This window comes from Psychrobacillus faecigallinarum, assembly GCF_014836595.1.
In the GTDB taxonomy this organism is placed as follows: Bacteria; Bacillota; Bacilli; order Bacillales_A; family Planococcaceae; genus Psychrobacillus; species Psychrobacillus faecigallinarum.
Genome location: NZ_JACSQO010000001.1, coordinates 594,043 through 614,343, shown reverse-complemented (window position 1 = coordinate 614,343; position 20,301 = coordinate 594,043). Strand labels below are relative to the sequence as shown.

Here is a 20,301-nt window from a genome sequence, read left to right as displayed (position 1 = left end):
TGAATATAGGTATAATTATTCGTGAAAGGGGTGTAATTATATGAAGGGGTCTGTGAGAAGTAAACTTTTAGTCCTAGCTTCAATCGTGATATCAATACCTTTACTAATGGTAGGTCTAAACAATTATTTATTGGCAAAAAACGAATTAGATGAATTAGGCAAATTAGGAATTCAAAATGGCACCTACGCAATTTTGGATTTGATTGATGAGTTAAGCAAAGAGGTAGAAAAAGGTAATTTAACTTTAGAAGAGGCACAGGGTCGAGCGGCCGATAAAATCATAGGTCCTTTAAATGAAGACGATAAACGAACGATCACTAATCCGGCAACCTTTGGGGATAACTTCTATTATTATGTAATGGATGAGAAAGGTACATTATTGGTGCACCCTAGCATGGAAGGAGAAAATTTATATAATAATCAATCCGAAGATGGTAAGTATTTTATAAGAGATGTAATAGAAAAAGCAAAAAATGGTGGGGGGTTCGTTTCTTATAAATGGCCACTCCCTAGTGACCAAGAGCAAGTGGAGCCTAAAATTACATACAGCATATTAGAACCTAACTGGGGTTGGGTGGTTGTTGCTGGCACGTATGAAATGGAATTTAATAAAGGTGCAAACACCATTTTACTTACTACCATTATTACTATTATTATATCTCTTTTATTGGGAATTGGTCTCTTCTGGTTCTTTGCGGGAAAAATGACCTCTTATATAAAGAAGATTATGGTGACAACCTCGGATATAGCAGGCGGAAAGCTTAGCGGAAACGTTATTCCTATAGAAACAAAGGACGAGCTTGGCCAGTTAGCATTAAATGTAAATAACATGAAAAAGAGTCTAGAGGAAATGGTAAGTCAAACAAAAATATCATCAGAGCATATGAGAGATTCCTCTGAAGCACTTAGTGCGGTGACGGAAGAAACAACTGCAGCAACTAGTGAAATTTCTCATGTCATCACAGAAATCTCTAGGGGGGCAGTTATACAAGCGGAGGAAGCGGAAGTTGCTTCTGACAAAGTAAATGACCTTTCTGCTGTGATAGAAAAAACGCTAGAGCAATATAAAGAGATTATAGATGGTGTTAGCCAAATGACGAACGTGCAAGAGAATGCCGTATCTAACATAAATATTTTGACTAACAATACCGATAGATTTCAAATCGTTATGGATGTGCTTCAGTCGAACTTTACTCAGCTTACTAGTCGGATGGGAGAAATAGGGCAAATTGTTCAAACGATAAATGATATTTCTGCTCAAACTAATCTACTTGCTTTAAATGCTAGTATAGAAGCTGCTAGAGCAGGAGAGCATGGCAAGGGTTTCGCGGTGGTGGCAGAGGAAGTTAGAAAGCTTTCAGAAGGTACCCAAGATGCTACGAACAGTGTACGCAGTCTATTAAAACAAATTGAACAGGATACACGATCGGCAGAAGAAAAAATGAGAGAAACCCAATTTATCTCAAATGAACAAATTATTTCAGTAGGATATACAAAACAAGCCTACCTCGAACTATCTAATTCAATCCAACGAATAAAGGAAGGGCTTATTTATTTAAACGATGAAATGAATAAAATGTACTCTAATAGAGAAGTAGTTGTCGGAGCAATTTCTAATATTGCTGCAGTTGCAGAGGAATCTGCAGCTGCTACTGAGCAGATGAATGCTTCTATAGAAGAACAAAGTAATGCAATTGCTTCTATTATGAATTCAGCTCTTCAACTTCAAGATGAGGCAGAAAACATGCATGAATTGGTATCGAGATTTGAATGAAATCACTTCATAACTAATGGAACATTCGAACTCCTATAATAGAATATGCAAAATATGGTTTATCTTCTTTCTATGTTATAATAGATACATATTTTTATTAAATAGAGGAGTTTTAAATGATGTCAAATTCACCCCAAAAATATAAAACAGAAATTAATTTCTCAAATGACTGGGACATTTCAACACAGGATAAGTATATTTTCCAATTTTTTCATCAACAATTAGAGGATTTAGAAGCTAACCAATTACATGTACATGGAGTAAAGCTATATAAAGTAGAATCAAGTATAGTCGTTACAGCAATTTTAAGACACTCCCTTCCTAAAAAGTTATTGTTAGAACAAGTCGTCCTACTAGTAAAAAATAAGGATGGTAAAGAGCTTGCTAAAAAGCAATTTGATATGGCTTTATTCGGAGAATTAGAACCATGTACTGCGAGACCATGGAAGTTCTTATTTGAAGAGGCTGATCTATTAGTGCCGCTTGATGAAATTGAAAACGAGATGGACTTTGAAATGGCATTTGAATATTATGAAAAAGTTATAAGTGACTTTGAATTATATTTAGATGAAAACTGGTCTAACGGCCTTACAGTAGATCAACAAGGATATGTTAAAAATTTAGTATCAAGTCTAGAGCCTATTAAAGTAAATGAGATTTCTATAGTAGGGTTCCATTTCGAAGAATCTGAACAAGCTGTTAATATATTTATCATTATACGAAATGCTTTTTCTCAAGCATTAACTATAGAAAATCTGCCTATACAATTGTTTGATGCTACAGGAGATATAGTTTGTAAGCTTGGTTTCCCAATTGGGGAATTTCAAATCGCATCTAAACAGGCAAGACCAATTAGCCTTTCCTTTTCAAAAGAAGTTTTCCAAAAAGAGAATCCTGATTTTAGTTCATGGAAAATTGAAATGGTTCCACAAACACTATAAAAAAAAGTCTAGAGGAAATCCTCTAGACTTTTTTTTTATTCCATATCCTTTGTTACTTGTACTTGTAGGTAATAACGAATGACATCACGGAAGAAGGAGTTAATCATTTTATTGAAAAGATCCAAAGCATCAAATGAATATAATCGATAAGGATCTTCTTGCGCATATCCTCTAATGGAAATGCCTTCTCTTAAATGATGTAAGTTATCTAAATGGGTAATCCAGTAACGATCCAAGGTTTCAATATAAATGGCTTGAATATCATTCCAACTTTCGTCTTTTGAATCTATACTTTCGAGTGTTTCAAAAGATTGATTGTATACTGACTCCAATGCTTTTGTTAGTTGTTCTTTGTTTTCAGGGTCTAACGCTGTAAATTTACTATCATCTTTTGTAGTCAGCATTGTCATTATTCTTACTTCATCCATAATTTCATTAAGGATTGACGAAGTGGACTCTTCTGAGTTTAATTCAGGAATCTCTTGTACAAAGCCAAAGTAACGTTCTTGAAGTGCTTTTTCAATTAAATGCTTCATGTTCTCAACATGAAGTGCTCTTTCCCGATAGCTATAAATAACTTTTTGCTGATCATTATTTATTTCATCTAGTTTTAAAAGGTGGGAGCGGCTTGAAAAATGAATGCCTTCAATAACCTTTTGAACATTATAAACAAATTTTGTTGGATTTGGTGAAACAATAAGGCCGGTTTCGTCTGATTTTACTTTGTTTTTATACCTAGCAAACTCTTCTTCGTCATAATAATAAAATAGCTCATCCTCTAAAGATACAATAAATTGCGTACTACCAGGATCTCCTTGGCGACCACTACGCCCCCTCAGTTGCATATCTATACGAGCACTGCTGTGCAGCTCGGTTCCGATAATGTGTAAGCCCCCAAGTTCTGCAACTCCATCACCAAGTAGAATATCAGTTCCTCGACCAGCCATGTTTGTAGCGAGCATGATTTTATGCATCTGACCAGCATTTGAAATGATAGCGGCTTCATCTTCTTCAGTTTTAGCATTTAAAATGTTGTGTTCAAGACCAGCTTCTTTCAGACGTAAAGAGAGCAATTCTGATTGTTCGATTGAAGTTGTACCAATCAAAACTGGTCTACCAGTCTCGTGAAGTTTTTTTGTTTCTTCCACAATTCTCTTGGTTTTATCTTCATGCGTTAAATACACTAGAGTATCCATGTCAATTCTTTTGTTAGGCTTATTTGTAGGAATTTCCGTTACTCTTAAGCTATAAGTTTCCCAAAACTCCTCTTTCGAAGGAACAGCACTACCTGTCATTCCAGAAACATGTTGATATAGTCTAAAATAATGTTGAATAGTAATAGATGCTTGGGTGTTGTTTTCTTCTTTAATGGAAACCTTCTCTTTAGCTTCTATAGCTTGATGTAAACCATCACTATAAGTTCTGCCCTCCATTATGCGACCTGTGTACGGATCAACAATCTGAATTTTGTCATCCTTTACAATATAATCTACGTCTTTGCGCATTATCACTTTTGCTCGAAGTGATTGCATAGCGATGTGCATGAACTCACGATGTTCACTATCATAGACATTTTTTATTCCAAATGCTGCTTCTAGTTTATCTGCCCCTTTATCTAATAGGACAATTTGTTTTGTTTCTGGATAGTAATCATATTCCTTTTTATCCTCGAAAGTGTCGATCACCATATGCATTATTGGAAAAAGGTTTAAACTTGCATTTGATTTGCCGGCAATAATCAACGGAGTTCTTGCCTCATCGATTAAGATGCTATCTACCTCATCTATTAATGCATAGAAAAGCGGTCGTTGAACTAGCTGGTCTTTACTTTGAATCATATGATCTCTTAAATAATCAAAACCAAATTCTGTTCCTGTTCCGTAAGTGATATCGCTATTATAAGCAGCTTGTTTTTCATCACTTTCTAAGCCTGCTACATTTAACCCTACTGTAAGACCTAGAAATTCAAAGAGTGGTTTCATTTGCTCATAGTCCCGTGTAGCCAAATATTCGTTGGCAGTAATAATATGAGTACCTTTACCATAAGCAGCCATTACATAAGCGGGTAGAGTGGCTACTAAAGTCTTACCTTCACCTGTTTGCATTTGTGCAATTTGCGACTGAGTTAAGACAGCGCCTCCCATTAACTGAGACTCATAGTGTCTCATTCCTAATACTCTCTTAGAAGCTTCACGCACTACAGCAAAGGCTTCAATAATTAGTTCCTCAGGAGATATTCCATTATTTAATTGCTCTCGGAATTTATCAGTATATGCTTTAAGTTCTGTATCACTTTTTTGAGCAAAAGTTTCTTCTAAGGAATTTATTTTATTTACAATCTTATTCAGCTGTTTTAACTCTATAATTTCTCCTGAAATCATTTTCTTAATAGATTCTAGCATATATGTCTAATCTCCTATCTTTTATTTCCAGTATTATTATATCATGAAACATTAGTGGTAGCATTTGCTATATATATCGCTAACATTACATTTTAGTTACATGATTATATTTTAAAAGTTACCAAATCATGTTAAAGTTAGAATAGTTATGAAAGGGGTTAGAATGTTGAAAAAAATTAGTTTGACGATGATTGCTGTTATGTTAGCTTCGCCAATGAGTAATGTCTATGCTGAAAATATTGTAAAAGAGACAAGTGCTGAACAAGTTAAAGAGATAGAAAGTTTAGTAAGAGAAGAGCCAATAGAGGAAACTGTTGAGGTAGATAACTCAGAAGAATGGTTGGACGATATCATTGAAGAAAAACCTGTGGAAGAAGTTATTGAAGAAGGCTATGAAAATTTAGGGCCTATGATTTTTAAATCTTCTGCTGTATCTGCCAAAATCGCACCAAATAGCGAGGGCGACTATTTTATTTATTACATCATGCATGGCTCTCCAGCGGCTCTAGTTGTTGTTGACTATAAGTCAAAGGAAATCTTACATACGTTTACGTTAGAAGATTCAAAAAGTGCATGGGGATTAGATGTGGATGAAAACGGTAAGCTTTGGATTGGTGGATCTGTTTCTAGTGTGCTTTATAGCTATGATCCTAATGAGGAAGTATTTGAAAAACATGGAGCTATTTTTTCAAACAAAAGCGACACTTCTATTCAGGATTTAATTGTATCTGGTAAAAAAGTATATGCAGGCTCTGCATACGGAGGATCATTGGTAGCTTTCGATACGGAAACAAAAGAGATTGAAGAGTTCGGACAAATTCGTAAACGCAAAGAATTTGTAAAAGCTATTGTAGCAGATGAAGAAAAAGATGAAGTGTATGTTTCTATTGGCTCTCCTATGGACTTGCTTATTAAAAAGCCAAATACAAAAAATTTTACAAGCTTTCTTCCTGTTAAGTACATGTCAGAGAAGTATGCTCAAGATTTAGTTCTAACAGAGGATTATGTTATAGCAAGATTGCATCCATCCAATATGGCAGTAATTTTTGATAGAAAAACACTTAAGATAGTTGATGAATTTGAATTGAATTCAAAGACTGTCTCTACAATATCTCCTAACGGAGAAGGTATGTATTATACAAAAGGTCAACAGTTGGTAAAGTATGATTTTGATACTAAAGAGCATACAGAACTTGGCCTGTTTTTACCTAAGGGAACTGAAGCGATTAATTTAGATTTCATTATAACAAGTCCAAAACCTGCAAAAGATGAAAATGTTGAAGCCAAGGAAAATAGCTTACCTGAAAATCCAAAGGTAACAGACCCATCAATTAAAAACAATTCAGGTAAAATTACCGTGGATTCTAATATCCCTACTACATTACCTCCGGTTATTGGGAATCCGACTGAAGAAGATAACATTGAAGCACCTATTGAAGAGGAAACGAAAGAATGGATTTTATCAGGGATGGTCGATAACTTAGGTCAAATCTTTGAATATAATCCGCAAACAGGTGAAATTAAACATCAATCTTTTGATTTGCCAGAGCAACCAGTGGAATTATATACATTAGCATCCAGTTCCGATGGGAAAAAGATTTTTGCAAATGGATATATGTCCGGAGGTCTAGGGGTTTATGATGTTCAAACTGGAAATAAAGAACTTTACCGAAATGTAAGTCAAATTGAATCCATGTATGACATTAACAACAAGCTCTATATTGGTGCGTATCCACTTGCTAGACTGCTAGTATACGATCGCTCTAATCCATGGGGAAATGGTAATCCAACAGAAGTCATTAGAATGAGTGAATATGGACAAGAACGTTCAACAGCTGTTACACCATACAACGGTGGTAAAGAAATAATATTAGGCACGCTTCCTGATACAAGTGTCGGTGGTGGGGCATTAGTGTTCTATGATACCGCTACGAATAAAACGGAGATATTTGAAAACTACATTTATAACCAAAGCATCGTTTCATTGGTAAGCCGTGGTACACAAGTATTTGGAGGAACTTCTATTCATGCGAACCAACAAATAAATCCTCGTGGAGCAAGACTATTCTACTTTAATAGATACAACCCTGAAGATAAAAAATACATTCATCTTCCATTTAGTGCAAGTATGATTACAAGTTTAATAGTAGATAAAGAGAATAAAATTTGGGGTATGGCAGATGGAAAGCTATTTAATTATACAGATGAATGGACAGATGTAAAAACAGTTGAATTATTACCTCTTATATCCGGTCGTTTCCGTAATGCACAAATCTTAGAAGGTGTCGATGGCTACATTTACGGAAGTGTGGAAGGTAAGCTATTCCGCGTTACTAAAGATACTTTACAGGTTGAATGGTTGAAGGATAAAGGAGTTTATGGTCTTGAACAGGACTTAAACGGTAACCTTTATTACTACGATGGAAGCAACCTTTGGAGATATACGATTGAGAAGAACAGAGGAAAACAAGCTGAAAAAGCTGGGAATTAAAGGAGAATTAAATTAAAATGAAACGAAAATTGCTATACCTTTTTGTCGTTTTTGCAGTTGTCACGAGTTCACTATTCCAACCAAGTCAAGTAGAAGCGCAAGCAACGAAAGTATATTGGGACGGTATTTTAATGGTTCCAGGTCAAGTGGGAAAAATTAAAGTAGTAAAACCGATCAACCTATGGAAACGTACATCAAATGGTCTAGTGTTTGAGAAAATTCTAAAGCCAGGGGAACAATATCGTGTTTACCGATATGATAATTTATACGGTGGCCAGTACGGTCTAGGTGGAGGAATGTATATAACAAAAATGGCGGGATATGTTGAGTATAAAACACCGTCTAAGTCAAAGCTAAAAGAATTGGAAAACGCTCAGGGAGGAACTCCTTCAGTAGGAAATCCTTCATCAAATCTGTTTCCCAAGGAAGCTATTCCTAACCTATCTATTGGAAAGGTAGCAGCTCAGGCAATTACGCAAATAGCTCCTGGAGTAAGGAAGAAGCTAATTGATATTGATGGGGCTGTAGGTCCTCAAAAGTTATTTGTCATTGATTATGATGGTAAAACATCCAATATTCAAATGAAGGCAGAGCTTGCTAAAGATCAAATAATCGGATTTGAGACTACTTCTTCTCAGGCAAATAGTGTTCCTCAAAACGATTCTTATCACGTAGTAGCAGGTGTCAATGGAGATTATTTTGATAAGCAAGGACAGCCTGTTGATTTAATGATGATTGATGGAACAATTGTATCGACACCACAAACAGCATTAAGTGATCTAGCAGTACTAGGTATTACAACGAAAGGGAAAGCAATTATTGGTGCTCCTCAAGTTGCGATGAGCCTTTCTGTAAACGGAAAATCTTATCCAATTAACTCTGTTAATAGAAAAAGGTTAGCCAACCATTTAGTAGTATATACAAGAGATTTTGCTCCAACTACTAATACAAATGAGTTAGGTACTGAAGTTCGTGTCAAAATTGACTCAGGGAAACTCAATGGCGGTGAAACGTTAGTAGGTACAGTTACAGAGATAATAAGTGGTGCTGGAAATGCTGCTTTAAATCCAAATGAGATTATTTTGTCTGGACATCATTTTGCTAGTGATTTCTTACAAGGTATTACTGTTGGTGACCAAATTCAAATTGCTACTAAGTTTACTCCAGCCGAATGGAATGATGTTAGAGAATCGGTAAGTGGAAGATATCACTTAGTTAAAAATGGGGCACTTCAAACTATTAAAGTTGCGGGAGTTGCACCTAGAACAGCGGTCGGAGTCAGAAAAGACGGAAGTCTATTTACAGCTGTAGTAGACGGGCGTACAACTGGAAGTAAAGGACTTACATTACAAAATACTGCAAAGCTAATGAAAGATCTGGGAGCTAACTACGCGATGACTTTTGACGGCGGGGGCTCTTCCACAATAGTAGTAAGAGAGCTTGGAAACAATAAAGTAACTGTTGCCAACAACCCCTCGGATGGCTACGAACGTTCTGTAGCTAATTCTCTTCTATTTGTTAGCACATATAAAACGGGTCCAGTCGCAACAATTGCTCCTGCATCTGATGTGGTAGAAGTGTTCCAAGGTGCTTCTTATACTAATTTATCGGTACCTGTTAAAGGGATAGACCAATATATGAATCCCGTAGCAATTTCTGGATCAGGAAAAGTAACTTCCTCTATTTTAACTAACTCAAATGGGAAGCAGGTCGTAAATGCAAAACCTGGTACCTATGCAGGGATGGTCAATTATGAAGGAAAAACTACTAATATACAATTAAGAGTAACAAACACACTTGATAGTATAAAAGCTTCAGAAAGCTCTCTGCAAGTAGCTAAAGGACAAACTGTACAGCTGTCAGTAAGCGGTATGAAAAATGGACAAGCGGTATTAACAGATGCAAGCGCGTTTACTTGGACTAGTTCGGTAGGTAAAGTCCAAGCAAACGGTAAATATACTGCACCAAATAAAGATGGTATTGGTACTATAACTGTTAAATATGGTTCTAAATCGTTAAGTATTCCTATTATAATAGGTGACGTTCCACCAACTATTCTAGAATCATTTAACAAAGGGATATTAAACTATGAAGCAACGAGCGACCGAGCTAATAATGTTACTGTTTCCTCTGTAGTCAATGATCGTGATGGATCAAAAGCTATTAAACTAGCATATGATTTTAAAAATACTACGGGTACTTCTGGTGCATATATTAATGCTAAAACTAATTTAACTATTAGCACTCCTTTGAAGAAAGTTGGGATGTGGGTTAAGGGAGATGGTAAAGGCAACTGGTTAAGATCCCAGGTAGTAGATGCTTCAGGTAAAACGGTTCAATTAGACTTTGATAAAAATGTTACCTGGACTGATTGGAGATTTGTTACTGCTGAGGTGCCTGCGGGACTTTCATATCCGTTAAAAATGGACCTTCCTGTTCGTTATATGCAAACAGAAAATGCTAAGAAAGCAAATGGTGAGATTATCATTGATGACATTCAAGCTATTTACAAGGATTAAAATGAGTAAATAGTAGTAGTTGTTGCGTAGCAATTTAAGGTATGATAATTTAATAAGTATCGATTTTTGCTAACTTGGAGGGAAGTACATGACTTCGGAAGAAAAAAGTAATGAAAACAAAACTGAAGAAAGTGCCCAGAAAGTAATAGGTTTCTATAAGAGACAGGCTTGGGCGGCTAAGGTTTTTGAAAAAATAGAACAAGAAAATATTGTAGAAGATGGAAATGGAATAGTACTTGTTTCTTCTATTATTCAATCAAGCAACAATTTATACTTTCCTGCCTTTATGAGAATAAACCTGAAAGAAAATGGGAAAGTAGCTGGAGCTTATATGATTATGGAAGAAGATGATAGCTTCAAACTATTACCATTAGAGATATTGCTAGAAGAACCTGAAATGGAAGAACTTCTTCCACTTAAGTATCGAACGATTGAAAAGATAGAAGGCGACACTTATCAGGTTAATTGGCCAGAATTCTCGTAATAAAGTACTAGAGAAAAAGTAAAACTTTTTACTGGAATAGAAAGGACTGATTTTTGCTCATACTAAAGCGAAAAGTCAGTCTTTTCTTTCTTTATATTAAATTTGGTTACAAAGCTATTTTTATAGTATAATCATTTATTGAAGAAACTTTCATGTCGTTAGTTCGTCTATTTTGTAGAACCTAGCGATAAATGAAAATAAAAAAACAAGGATGATATTTTTGGATATAAAATTACTTCTTGCTTTTATCATATCTATGGCCACGGCAATCGCAGTTACCCCGTTAGTAATCAAGCTTGCTCATAAAATAGGGGCTGTGGATAAACCTTCTGAAAGAAAAGTTCATCAAAAAGTGATGCCTCGTTTAGGCGGACTTGCGATTTTTATAGCAGTAACAGTTGGTTATTTCGTTGCGGGATTGTATGAAGCAAAGATTACTGGAATTATGGTTGGGGCTATAATTATTATTGTCTTAGGTATTATCGATGATAGACATGAAATCTCCGCCAAAGTAAAATTATTAGGTCAAATTTTAGCGGCATGTGCAGTAATGGGTAGTGGACTAACTATTGAGGTTCTAAATATCCCTTTCTTAGGAGTATTTGATCTTGGTATCTTTTCATATGTAGTAACACTTTTTTGGATTTTAGCAATTACTAATGCTATAAATTTAATCGATGGATTAGATGGACTATCAGCTGGAATCTCATCCATTGTATTTGCAAGTATCGCATTTTTAGCGTTTTCTGCAGACAAAATGTTAATCCTGACACTTTCTTTAATATTACTTGGAAGTACATTAGGGTTTCTATTCCACAATTTTCACCCAGCGAAAATTTTCATGGGTGATACGGGCTCTATGTTTTTAGGGTATGCTATTGCTATATTGTCTCTTTTAGGACTATACAAAAGTGTTACACTCTTTAGTTTTGTAGTTCCAATTATGATTTTAGGAGTACCAATTTTTGATACTTCGTTCGCGATAATACGGCGATTGGTTAACAGGAAGCCTATTTCAATGGCAGATAAATCACATTTACACCATAGATTATTAGCTCTTGGACTTTCGCACAGAGATACTGTGTTGGTAATATATGGTTTTGGTTTGATATTTAGTATATCAGCCATTACTTTTGAAACACTAACGTTACGCTGGGCGATTTTCATTATTTTATTTATCTTAATTGCATTTGAAATAATTGCAGAGAAAATTGGACTTGTGAATGAGGAATATCGACCAATTATTTCTGTTTTTCAAAAAGTTGTTGGGTATAAGCGTAATTAACCACTAGAAAACTCTTTTGAAGTTCATTTGGCCACTTATGAGTGGTTTACGCTTTTCACATATTAAATAATTCATACAGGGTTGGTGTAAACAAAATGAAAGTACCAATGTTAGATTTATCGGAGCAATATGCATCGCTGAAAACAGAAGTTTTAGAAGCATTAGATGGAGTTATGAGTAATTCGGTCTTTATTCTAGGAAGCAATGTAAAAAAACTAGAAGCAGATATTGCTGAGTATAGCCATGTGGCGCATGGTATTGGTTGCGGTAATGGTAGTGATGCAATCCACATTGCACTACAAGCAGCAGGAGTAGGACCTGGAGATGAAGTAATTACAACTCCATTTACTTTTTTTGCTACTGGTGGAGCAATCGTTAGAGCTGGTGCAACACCTGTTTATGCAGATATTGACCCTGTTTCTTTCAATATAGATCCAGCTGAAATAGAAAAGCATATCACAGTTAAAACAAAGGCGATTATACCGGTCCATTTATACGGCCAAATGGCTGATATGGTAAGTATTCGTAAAATAGCGGACAAGCATAATTTAATTGTTATTGAGGATGCCGCACAAGCAATAGGAGCTCGACAAGGAGATTTTACTGTTGGAGAGTTAGGGGATGCTGCAACTTACAGTTTCTTCCCAACGAAAAACCTTGGGGCATATGGTGACGGTGGTATGATCGTTACTAATAATGAAGATATCGCTGAAAAGTGCCGTGTAATCCGTGTACACGGTAGTAAGCCAAAATACTATCATAGTGTATTAGGTTACAATAGCCGACTTGATGAGCTTCAAGCTGCTGTATTGAACGTTAAGTTCCCTCATTTAGAAGATTGGAGTAAACTACGCAGAACTCATGCGGATTTTTATACTCAGCTATTGAATGAAAAAGTTGGAAACTATGTTAAAACTCCTGTGAAGGTAGAAGGTTTCCATCATGTATTCCATCAGTACACAATTCTAACTGAGCGTCGAGATGAGCTTCAAGCTTACTTAAAAGAAAATGGTGTGGAAACTATGATTTACTATCCACTTCCATTACATATACAACCGGTATTTGAAAGCTTAGGGTATAAAAATGGGGATTATCCTAAAGCTGAAAAAGCAGCCAATGAGGCTCTTTCTTTACCAATGTTCCCTGAGCTAAAAGAAGAACAGCAAAAATATGTTGTAGAAAAAATTGCTGAGTTCTTTTCTGGAAAATAATGATTGAACAAGTAAAGGGAGACGTTTTTGCGTTTCCCTTTAACTACCTATATGAATGTATTTAAAGGAGAAGAGATATGTCAGAAAATAAATCGTATCGTCTATATGACTCTCTAGAGTTTTTCTGGAGGAAAAAGATTTGGTTCATTATTATACCGATCATTGCAGCTTTAATAGGTTACGGAGCATCGTTCCTAGTGCCATCAGACGGAAAGTATGTTGGAAAAAGTACAATCTTTACGGGCTCAGTAAAGCTAGAGGCCTTAACTAATCCAGACCATATTATGACTAAATATGGAGAACATTTTACTGGTAAGACTGAAGTTTTTGTTCCTACAAGAAGTTACATAAAAACGGAGACTTTTGGAGATAATGAAGAACAAGTATCAAAAGAATTAACGCAATTTAATGACCAATTACTCGCAGGTTTAATGGAACAACATGATAAAGTAATTGGTGGAACAGAAACATACGCTTCTGTTCAAGCAGAACGTATCGCTTCTCTTAAAACTGCTATTGAGGAATACAGAGAGATTTTAAACGAATCAGATAATCTAACAGTGATTAATAATTTTACAACATTGTTATCCACAGCAGAAATGGATTTAACTAATGCATTAGCAACAGAGCAAAGAGTACGAAATGACATCATTGCATATGAAAAGCCAAGCCTTGCTGTTGAAACTTATGTTGTAAAAACAAAGACATATGGATTAGAAGCTGCAATAGCAGGATTCATTTTAGGGATTTTATTAGCGATTCTTACTTTATCTATGTGGAAGTATATTATAGATGCTAGAAAGAGCAAAAGAGCATAAATAAAGAACCCAGTCTTATAAGACGTGACAATAGCATCAATTATTAAATAGTGGGTTGATATGTGAATCCTAGAGATGCTATTGTACGTTATTAAAGTGAATAATATTAAATGATAAATTGCTTAGGATATGATGGTGTGATAATTTACTATTTATATTTTGAGTTATCTTAGATTAGTGAATAATCGAGCAACACCTATAAAAGGAGAGAAAAATAATGTCTACATATTATGAAGAATTATTGGCGAAAATTGAAAATCATACTGCTGTTATTGGGGTAGTAGGTTTAGGTTATGTTGGCTTACCGCTAGCAGTAGAAAAAGCTAAAGCCGGTTATCACGTTATTGGCTTTGATGTACAGGAATCTAAAGTACAACAAGTAAATGAAGGTATTAACTACATTGGCGATGTAGTAGATGTTGATTTGAAGCAAATGGTAGAGTCTGGTCATTTAAAAGCTTCTTCTGATTATGGTTCAATTAGTTCGGTTGATGCTGTAGCTATTTGCGTACCAACGCCTTTAGATATTTATCAACAGCCTGATACTTCTTATGTAGAAAGCTCAGTACATGAAATTGCTAAATACGCTAAAAAGGGAACATTAGTTGTACTTGAATCTACTACATACCCTGGTACAACAGAGGAAATTATTAAAACAGCGCTTGAAGAAAAAGGGTTTGTAGTTGGAGAAGACATCTTTATTGCTTATTCGCCTGAACGTATCGATCCAGGTAATAAAAGCTTTAATACTAAAAATACTCCAAAAGTAGTTGGCGGTATAACTGATAACTGTACAACAGTAGCAGCCGCTTTATACAGCAATGTACTAGACGGAGACGTGCATAAAGTTTCTAGTCCGGCTATTGCTGAAATGGAGAAAATTTTTGAAAATACATTCCGTCATATCAATATTGCACTTGCTAATGAAATGGCAATTCTTTGCGAAAAAATGGGTATCGATGTATGGGAAGTAATTGATGCAGCTAAAACGAAACCATACGGCTTCATGGCATTTTACCCAGGGCCAGGTCTAGGCGGTCACTGTATTCCAATCGATCCATTCTACTTAACTTGGAAAGCAAGAGAGTATAACTATCACACAAGACTAATCGAGCTTGCTGGTGAAATTAACAACTCAATGCCGGAATATGTAATTACTCGTGCAATGCAAATTTTAAATGATGATGGTAAAGCTTTACGTAATGCTAAGGTTCTTTTATTGGGCGTAGCTTATAAAAAAGATATCGATGATATGCGTGAATCTCCATCCCTAAAATTAGTTGAGTTATTAATGCAACAAGGTGCAGAATTTAAAACGGTCGATCCGCATGTAACTTCATACAGAGTAGCAGGACAAGTAATTGAAACAGTTGAGTTAACTGACGAATTATTGGAGTCAGCAGATATCGTTGTGTTAGCTACGGATCATACTGGTTTTGACTATGCGAACATTGCTCAAAAATCTAAAGTTATTTTTGACACTCGTAACGCGTTTAAAGGAATCGAAACACCAAATCGTTACATTAAACTTTAAGGGCGGGATTTAAATGAATTTTATACATGAAACTGCTGAAATAGGCGAAAATACGACAGTTGGACATTTTTCTGTAATAGAAGAAGGAGCAAAAATTGGCGATAATGTTCGCGTAGGCAATCGTGTTACAATTCACGCTGGTGCCATCATTGGAGATGGTACCACCATCGATGATGGTGCAGTAGTTGGTAAACAGCCAAAGCCTGCTAAAACAAGCACAATGCAAATTACTAAAGAGATACCGCCGCTTGAGCTAGGTAAGGAATGTACAATTGGTGCAAATACAATTGTCTATAGAGGGGCTAAAGTTGGTGAAAGTACATTAATCGCTGATTTAGCAACTGTACGTGAAGATGTGGAAATTGGTTCTTATGTAATCATTGGTCGCAATGTAACAGTTGAAAATTTTGTTACTATCGGAGATCGTACAAAAATTCAATCTAACTCATACATTACTGCACATTCTACTTTAGAGGATCATGTATTCATTGCTCCTTGTGTAACTACTACTAATGATAACTTCATGGGTAGAACAGAAGCACGATTTGACAAGATTAAAGGTGCAATTGTTAAGCGTGGTGCTCGTGTGGGCGGAGCATCTATTATTCTACCTGGTATAACAATAGCTGAAGAAACATTCGTAGCGGCTGGAGCAATTGTGACAAAGGATACGGAAGAAAAAACTGTAATTAAGGGATTCCCAGCAAAATTCTTGAAAAATGTACCTGAGGAGGAGCTTCTCTAAGTGTTCTCTCAGTTAAAACGTTTAGGAGCGGATTCGCTCCTTTATGCATTTATGAACGTAGGAACTAAACTAATCGCTTTTATATTGTTTCCTTTGTATGCACATTATCTTGAAAAAGAATCCCTAATTGGTGTGCTTCAAATGGTAGATACTACCGTATCTATGCTTACCTTCCTAGTGATATTTGGAACCGATTCTGCTCTTGCCTATTATTATTTCGAATATAAAGACAAAGAAACCCGTGAGAAGTACGTTCGCTCAGTTATGACTTTCCGTTTATCTATGGTTATCTTACTTTTTGCCATATTTTTAATCGGTGGAGATTGGCTGGCTGCTATAATATTAGAATCGGCAGGCTACTCACAGCTATTCTATATTGCTTTAGGTACGTTGTGTTTAGATACAATCATTACACTTGTTTTAACCATTCTAAGATACGAGTTTCATACTAAAAGAGTGGTATTTACAACTATAGGTAAAATGTTATTAATCGCAGTTGTTTCGATACTTTTCTTAATGTTTGTATGGACTTCTCTAGAAGGAATACTTGTAGCTCGTTTAATCAGTGTCGCAATTATTGTAGTAGTCTTAATAAAGCCTACTAGAGTATATTTAAAGCCACTGTTCGATAAAGTAATTTTAAAGAAAATCTTAGTTTACGCAGCTCCTTTAGTGCCAGCGTCTTTAGCATTTTGGATAATTGCCAATGCCAATAATTTCTTTATACGCGCATATGGTACGTTAGATGATGTTGGTATATATGGGACAGCTATTAAGTTTGCAACATTTATCACATTATTGACTAGTGGGATCCAGCTAGCCTGGAGACCATTCTCTATGTCTTTAAAGGATAAAAAAGATAGCCCTCAATTATTTGCAACATTATATGCGGCATTTTTAATAATTGGCAGCTTTGGAGTTTTAGCTTTAGCGACCTTCATGCCACTGATTATTTTGGTTATGCCGGAGAATTTTAGAATTGCATTTCAATATGTGGCACCAATATCGATTGCAACATTTTTAAGTTTTTACTATATGATTGTTTCTACAGGGATATTTTACTCTAAACAGACAAAACATATTTCTATAGCATTTGGTATTGCAGCAGTTGTTTCGGTTGTATTGAACTTTATATTCGTGCCGTACCTTACTATTTGGGGAACTGTTATTTCTTATGTAGCAGCATATTGTTTAGCCTTGTTTATGGTATTTCGTAAAAGTCAGAAACTATATTATGTGCCTTTTTCGGGATTTAAAATGGCTTGGACAATATTATGGCTAATAGCTGCAACACTTGGAATTGTATATATTCAATTAAATGATTTAAATAGCTGGTTAATCCTAGGAGTATGGATAGTATTTATCATCCTGGTTTTACTAGTTCGCATGGATAAATATTTTGTAAAAAGAAAGTAATGGGGGATAAGGCATGTCGAAAAAATGTATAACTAACCTTAGGCATAAAGATTTTTATCCTATAAAAGGCGCTGGGTATGAAGGTTTTTTGAGAGGATACTTCTACTATGAAAATCAATATGTCACCCATGAAAACTTCGCTAGCATTATTAATGAAGAAATATTAGCTTCCAAGGACTTTGCTAAGTGGAATGGAGAATATGCACTTATCTTTACTAATGATGAGTGCACAACTCTTGTTACGGATATGAAACGTTCTATTCCGCTGTTCTATTCAATGGATGACTCAGGAAACTGGCTAGTACAAGACTTCATACAGCCTCACGAAGGAATGAAGATGAATTCGGAGGCAGAGGAAGAATTCCTCATTACGGGCTTTGTTTTTAGAGACAAGACCTTATTTGAGGAATGGAAGCAAGTTCCTGCAGTGTCTTATCTTATTTTAAAAGAAGAAGCATTCCAACACTATTATTATTCATATGTATTACCAAAAGAGACAGAGCCAATTGATGTATTCGCAAAAGAGCTTAAGCAAGTTTTCAATGACTTGTTTGATGATTTAGCAGATAGATTAAAGGATCGTCAAATTGTCATTCCGCTAAGTGGTGGGTATGACTCACGGTTAATAGCATTAAACTTAGTGGAACGTGGTTTAAAGGATAATATTACTGCCTTTACATACGGTAGGCCAGGAAATGGAGAATCCACTGTAAGTAAGCAGATTGCCGACAAACTTGGTTTAAAGTGGAAGTATTTTGCCTACGACAAAAAGATGTGGGAAGATATGTACAAGTCTGAGGAATGGAAGGACTATGTAGTGTATTCTAGCAATGGTGTTTCAGTAGCACACTTGCAAGACTTTCCAAGTACCAAGCTACTTGTGGAGCAAGAAGGCTTACAGGATGCTGTATTTTTACCAGGTCATTCATTAGATTATCTAGCTGGCGGTCATTTACCCTATGAATCCATTGTAGATAAGCAATTTGAAAAGAGTGAGATTCAAACCTTTATCATGAACAAACATTTTCGTTTGTGGGAGCTTTCTGGGAAAGATAGCTACGCAGAAACGGCTATTGGAAAAGGGTTGTATCAAGATATTGAAGCACATTCGAATTATACCAATGAACGAGTTACTTCATTAATAGACGAATGGAACTGGCGTGAAAGACAAGCAAAATTTATCATTAATTCTGTTCGGGTATATGAGTATTTTGGACAAGGATGGTCCATTCCATTATGGGATGACCGTTTGATTCACTTCTTTAGTAAAATACCAGCGAATTTAAAGTATAAAAAGTATTTATATGATTATACATTGCATCAAATGTATCCAGAATATTATCCATTGCCACAAAAACCAGGACCTGAAAATTCTCTAAAAAATAAATATGGAATTCTCTACCCTATGTTGCGCAAAATATATAGAAAGAAAAATCTATATCGCAAATATTTTGATGAGCCGATGGAATGGTATGGGATCTATCCAACCTACAAGCAATATGTTCAATCTCTGACATTTAAACGAAATGGGCAGAAGTATGAGCATCCGTATAATATAAATTCGTTTATCGTAAAAGATATGATTCAAATGATGAAGGAGATTACAAAATGAAAGTTTTAACGATATTAGGAGCAAGACCTCAGTTTATTAAAGCCGCCGCTGTTTCACGCGTTATTCGTGAAGAGGTAAAGGAGCTTATTGTACATACTGGACAACATTATGATGCCAATATGTCTGATATTTTCTTCGAGGAGTTAAATATTCCAAAACCAGATTATCACTTAGGAATTGGTTCTGGGAATCATGGCAAACAAACCGGTGAAATGTTAGCAAAAATTGAGGAAATTATTTTAAAGGAAAACCCAGATTTCTTGCTAGTATATGGAGACACTAATTCAACTTTAGCTGGAGCTCTTGCCGCTGCTAAATTGCATATTCCAATTGTGCATATCGAAGCAGGTTTACGCAGCTTTAACATGAGAATGCCAGAAGAGGTTAACCGTATTTTAACGGATCATGTATCGACTTTGTTACTATGTCCGACAGACACTGCTATCCAAAATTTAACTAACGAAAATATTACTGCTGGTGTTTATAATATTGGTGATGTTATGTATGATGCAGTGCTGTACAATAAAACATTGGCACAGTCTTCTTCTACTATTTTAAAAAATGAAGAGCTTTCTCCGAAAGACTATTTATTAATAACGATACATCGTGCTGAAAATACGGATGATGTTGAGCGTATGAAAGCCATTTTAGATGCGTTTACTCAAATACCTGAGAAAAAGGTTTGGCCAATACACCCACGCACTAAGAAAAAGCTGGAGGATTATGGATTCCAATTAAACGAAATTCCTAATTTAAAAGTAATTGACCCAGTTGGATACCTAGATATGCTTTCTTTAGAAACAAATGCAATGAAAATCGTAACTGACTCCGGTGGTGTTCAGAAGGAAGCCTATTTTGCAGAGGTTCCTTGTGTGACAGTTCGGGATCAAACAGAGTGGGTAGAGACATTAATTGAGGATGCCAACATTTTAACTGGAACTGATACTAACAAAATCGTTGAAGCGGTTAAAAAAGAAGTAACTCCTTCTTATACTCCTGTTTTTGGTGATGGAAAAACATCGGAAAAAGTGTTAGCTTTACTAAAGGAATATTCAAGTAAATAAAGTAG

At 35.6% G+C, this 20,301-nt stretch carries 14 protein-coding genes; 13 read left to right on the top strand and 1 reads right to left on the bottom strand.

The window, feature by feature from the left end; genetic code table 11:
* Window positions 1-40 precede the first annotated feature (40 nt).
* The gene (locus H9650_RS03045) at window positions 41-1,774 is read left to right on the top strand and encodes a methyl-accepting chemotaxis protein (RefSeq protein ID WP_151110962.1); all 1,734 of its coding nucleotides are present in this window, start codon (window positions 41-43) and stop codon (window positions 1,772-1,774) included.
* 119 nt (window positions 1,775-1,893) lie between these two features.
* On the top strand, window positions 1,894-2,715 hold the full coding sequence (locus H9650_RS03040; protein ID WP_191696536.1) for an SLAP domain-containing protein: 822 nt from the start codon (window positions 1,894-1,896) through the stop codon (window positions 2,713-2,715).
* Between the two features lie 35 nt (window positions 2,716-2,750).
* Here the strand turns inward: H9650_RS03040 and secA are convergent, their stop codons facing one another.
* Complete coding sequence (secA, locus tag H9650_RS03035) at window positions 2,751-5,117, bottom strand: preprotein translocase subunit SecA (protein ID WP_191696535.1); 2,367 nt, start codon at window positions 5,115-5,117, stop codon at window positions 2,751-2,753.
* 166 nt (window positions 5,118-5,283) lie between these two features.
* Between secA and H9650_RS03030 the strand changes: the two genes are divergently transcribed.
* The 11 genes from H9650_RS03030 to wecB all read left to right on the top strand — a co-directional run bounded on the left by H9650_RS03030 (window position 5,284) and on the right by wecB (window position 20,296).
* Window positions 5,284-7,608: a hypothetical protein gene (locus tag H9650_RS03030; RefSeq protein ID WP_191696534.1), complete on the top strand. Its 2,325-nt coding sequence runs from the start codon at window positions 5,284-5,286 to the stop codon at window positions 7,606-7,608.
* Window positions 7,609-7,625: 17 nt separating this feature from the next.
* Entirely contained in the window at window positions 7,626-10,127 is a 2,502-nt protein-coding gene (locus H9650_RS03025) for a phosphodiester glycosidase family protein (RefSeq protein ID WP_191696533.1), read from the top strand.
* Window positions 10,128-10,215: 88 nt separating this feature from the next.
* A complete protein-coding gene (locus H9650_RS03020) occupies window positions 10,216-10,611 on the top strand; it encodes a hypothetical protein (RefSeq protein ID WP_191696532.1) in 396 nt (131 codons plus the stop codon).
* Window positions 10,612-10,831: 220 nt separating this feature from the next.
* Entirely contained in the window at window positions 10,832-11,896 is a 1,065-nt protein-coding gene (locus H9650_RS03015) for a glycosyltransferase family 4 protein (protein WP_144537513.1), read from the top strand.
* Between the two features lie 95 nt (window positions 11,897-11,991).
* Window positions 11,992-13,107, top strand: coding sequence for a DegT/DnrJ/EryC1/StrS family aminotransferase (locus H9650_RS03010; protein WP_191696531.1), 1,116 nt, complete (start codon window positions 11,992-11,994; stop codon window positions 13,105-13,107).
* Between the two features lie 77 nt (window positions 13,108-13,184).
* The gene (locus tag H9650_RS03005; protein ID WP_191696530.1) at window positions 13,185-13,925 is read left to right on the top strand and encodes a hypothetical protein; all 741 of its coding nucleotides are present in this window, start codon (window positions 13,185-13,187) and stop codon (window positions 13,923-13,925) included.
* A 217-nt stretch (window positions 13,926-14,142) separates the two neighbouring features.
* Window positions 14,143-15,459: a nucleotide sugar dehydrogenase gene (locus H9650_RS03000; RefSeq protein ID WP_144537519.1), complete on the top strand. Its 1,317-nt coding sequence runs from the start codon at window positions 14,143-14,145 to the stop codon at window positions 15,457-15,459.
* 13 nt (window positions 15,460-15,472) lie between these two features.
* Window positions 15,473-16,204 carry an acyltransferase gene (locus H9650_RS02995; protein ID WP_191696529.1) on the top strand — a complete coding sequence of 244 codons (732 nt, stop codon included), beginning with the start codon at window positions 15,473-15,475 and terminating at the stop codon, window positions 16,202-16,204.
* Window positions 16,205-17,620: an oligosaccharide flippase family protein gene (locus H9650_RS20740; RefSeq protein WP_151110949.1), complete on the top strand. Its 1,416-nt coding sequence runs from the start codon at window positions 16,205-16,207 to the stop codon at window positions 17,618-17,620.
* A 13-nt stretch (window positions 17,621-17,633) separates the two neighbouring features.
* A complete protein-coding gene (locus H9650_RS02985; RefSeq protein ID WP_191696528.1) occupies window positions 17,634-19,232 on the top strand; it encodes an asparagine synthase C-terminal domain-containing protein in 1,599 nt (532 codons plus the stop codon).
* Window positions 19,229-20,296, top strand: a complete 1,068-nt coding sequence (wecB, locus tag H9650_RS02980; protein ID WP_191696527.1) for a non-hydrolyzing UDP-N-acetylglucosamine 2-epimerase — start codon at window positions 19,229-19,231, stop codon at window positions 20,294-20,296. Before H9650_RS02985 ends, wecB begins: the two co-directional genes overlap by 4 nt.
* The last annotated feature ends 5 nt before the right edge of the window (window positions 20,297-20,301 follow it).

Excerpts from the sequence above, each read along its gene's own strand:
- H9650_RS02995 (WP_191696529.1), top strand. The coding sequence starts at position 15,473 with ATGAATTTTATACATGAAACTGCTGAAATAGGCGAAAATACGACAGTT.
- H9650_RS03045 (WP_151110962.1), top strand. The coding sequence starts at position 41 with ATGAAGGGGTCTGTGAGAAGTAAACTTTTAGTCCTAGCTTCAATCGTG.
- H9650_RS03020 (WP_191696532.1), top strand. The coding sequence starts at position 10,216 with ATGACTTCGGAAGAAAAAAGTAATGAAAACAAAACTGAAGAAAGTGCC.
- secA (WP_191696535.1), bottom strand. The coding sequence starts at position 5,117 with ATGCTAGAATCTATTAAGAAAATGATTTCAGGAGAAATTATAGAGTTA.
- H9650_RS03000 (WP_144537519.1), top strand. The coding sequence starts at position 14,143 with ATGTCTACATATTATGAAGAATTATTGGCGAAAATTGAAAATCATACT.
- H9650_RS03005 (WP_191696530.1), top strand. The coding sequence starts at position 13,185 with ATGTCAGAAAATAAATCGTATCGTCTATATGACTCTCTAGAGTTTTTC.
- H9650_RS03040 (WP_191696536.1), top strand. The coding sequence starts at position 1,894 with ATGTCAAATTCACCCCAAAAATATAAAACAGAAATTAATTTCTCAAAT.
- H9650_RS03025 (WP_191696533.1), top strand. The coding sequence starts at position 7,626 with ATGAAACGAAAATTGCTATACCTTTTTGTCGTTTTTGCAGTTGTCACG.
- H9650_RS03010 (WP_191696531.1), top strand. The coding sequence starts at position 11,992 with ATGAAAGTACCAATGTTAGATTTATCGGAGCAATATGCATCGCTGAAA.
- wecB (WP_191696527.1), top strand. The coding sequence starts at position 19,229 with ATGAAAGTTTTAACGATATTAGGAGCAAGACCTCAGTTTATTAAAGCC.
- H9650_RS02985 (WP_191696528.1), top strand. The coding sequence starts at position 17,634 with ATGTCGAAAAAATGTATAACTAACCTTAGGCATAAAGATTTTTATCCT.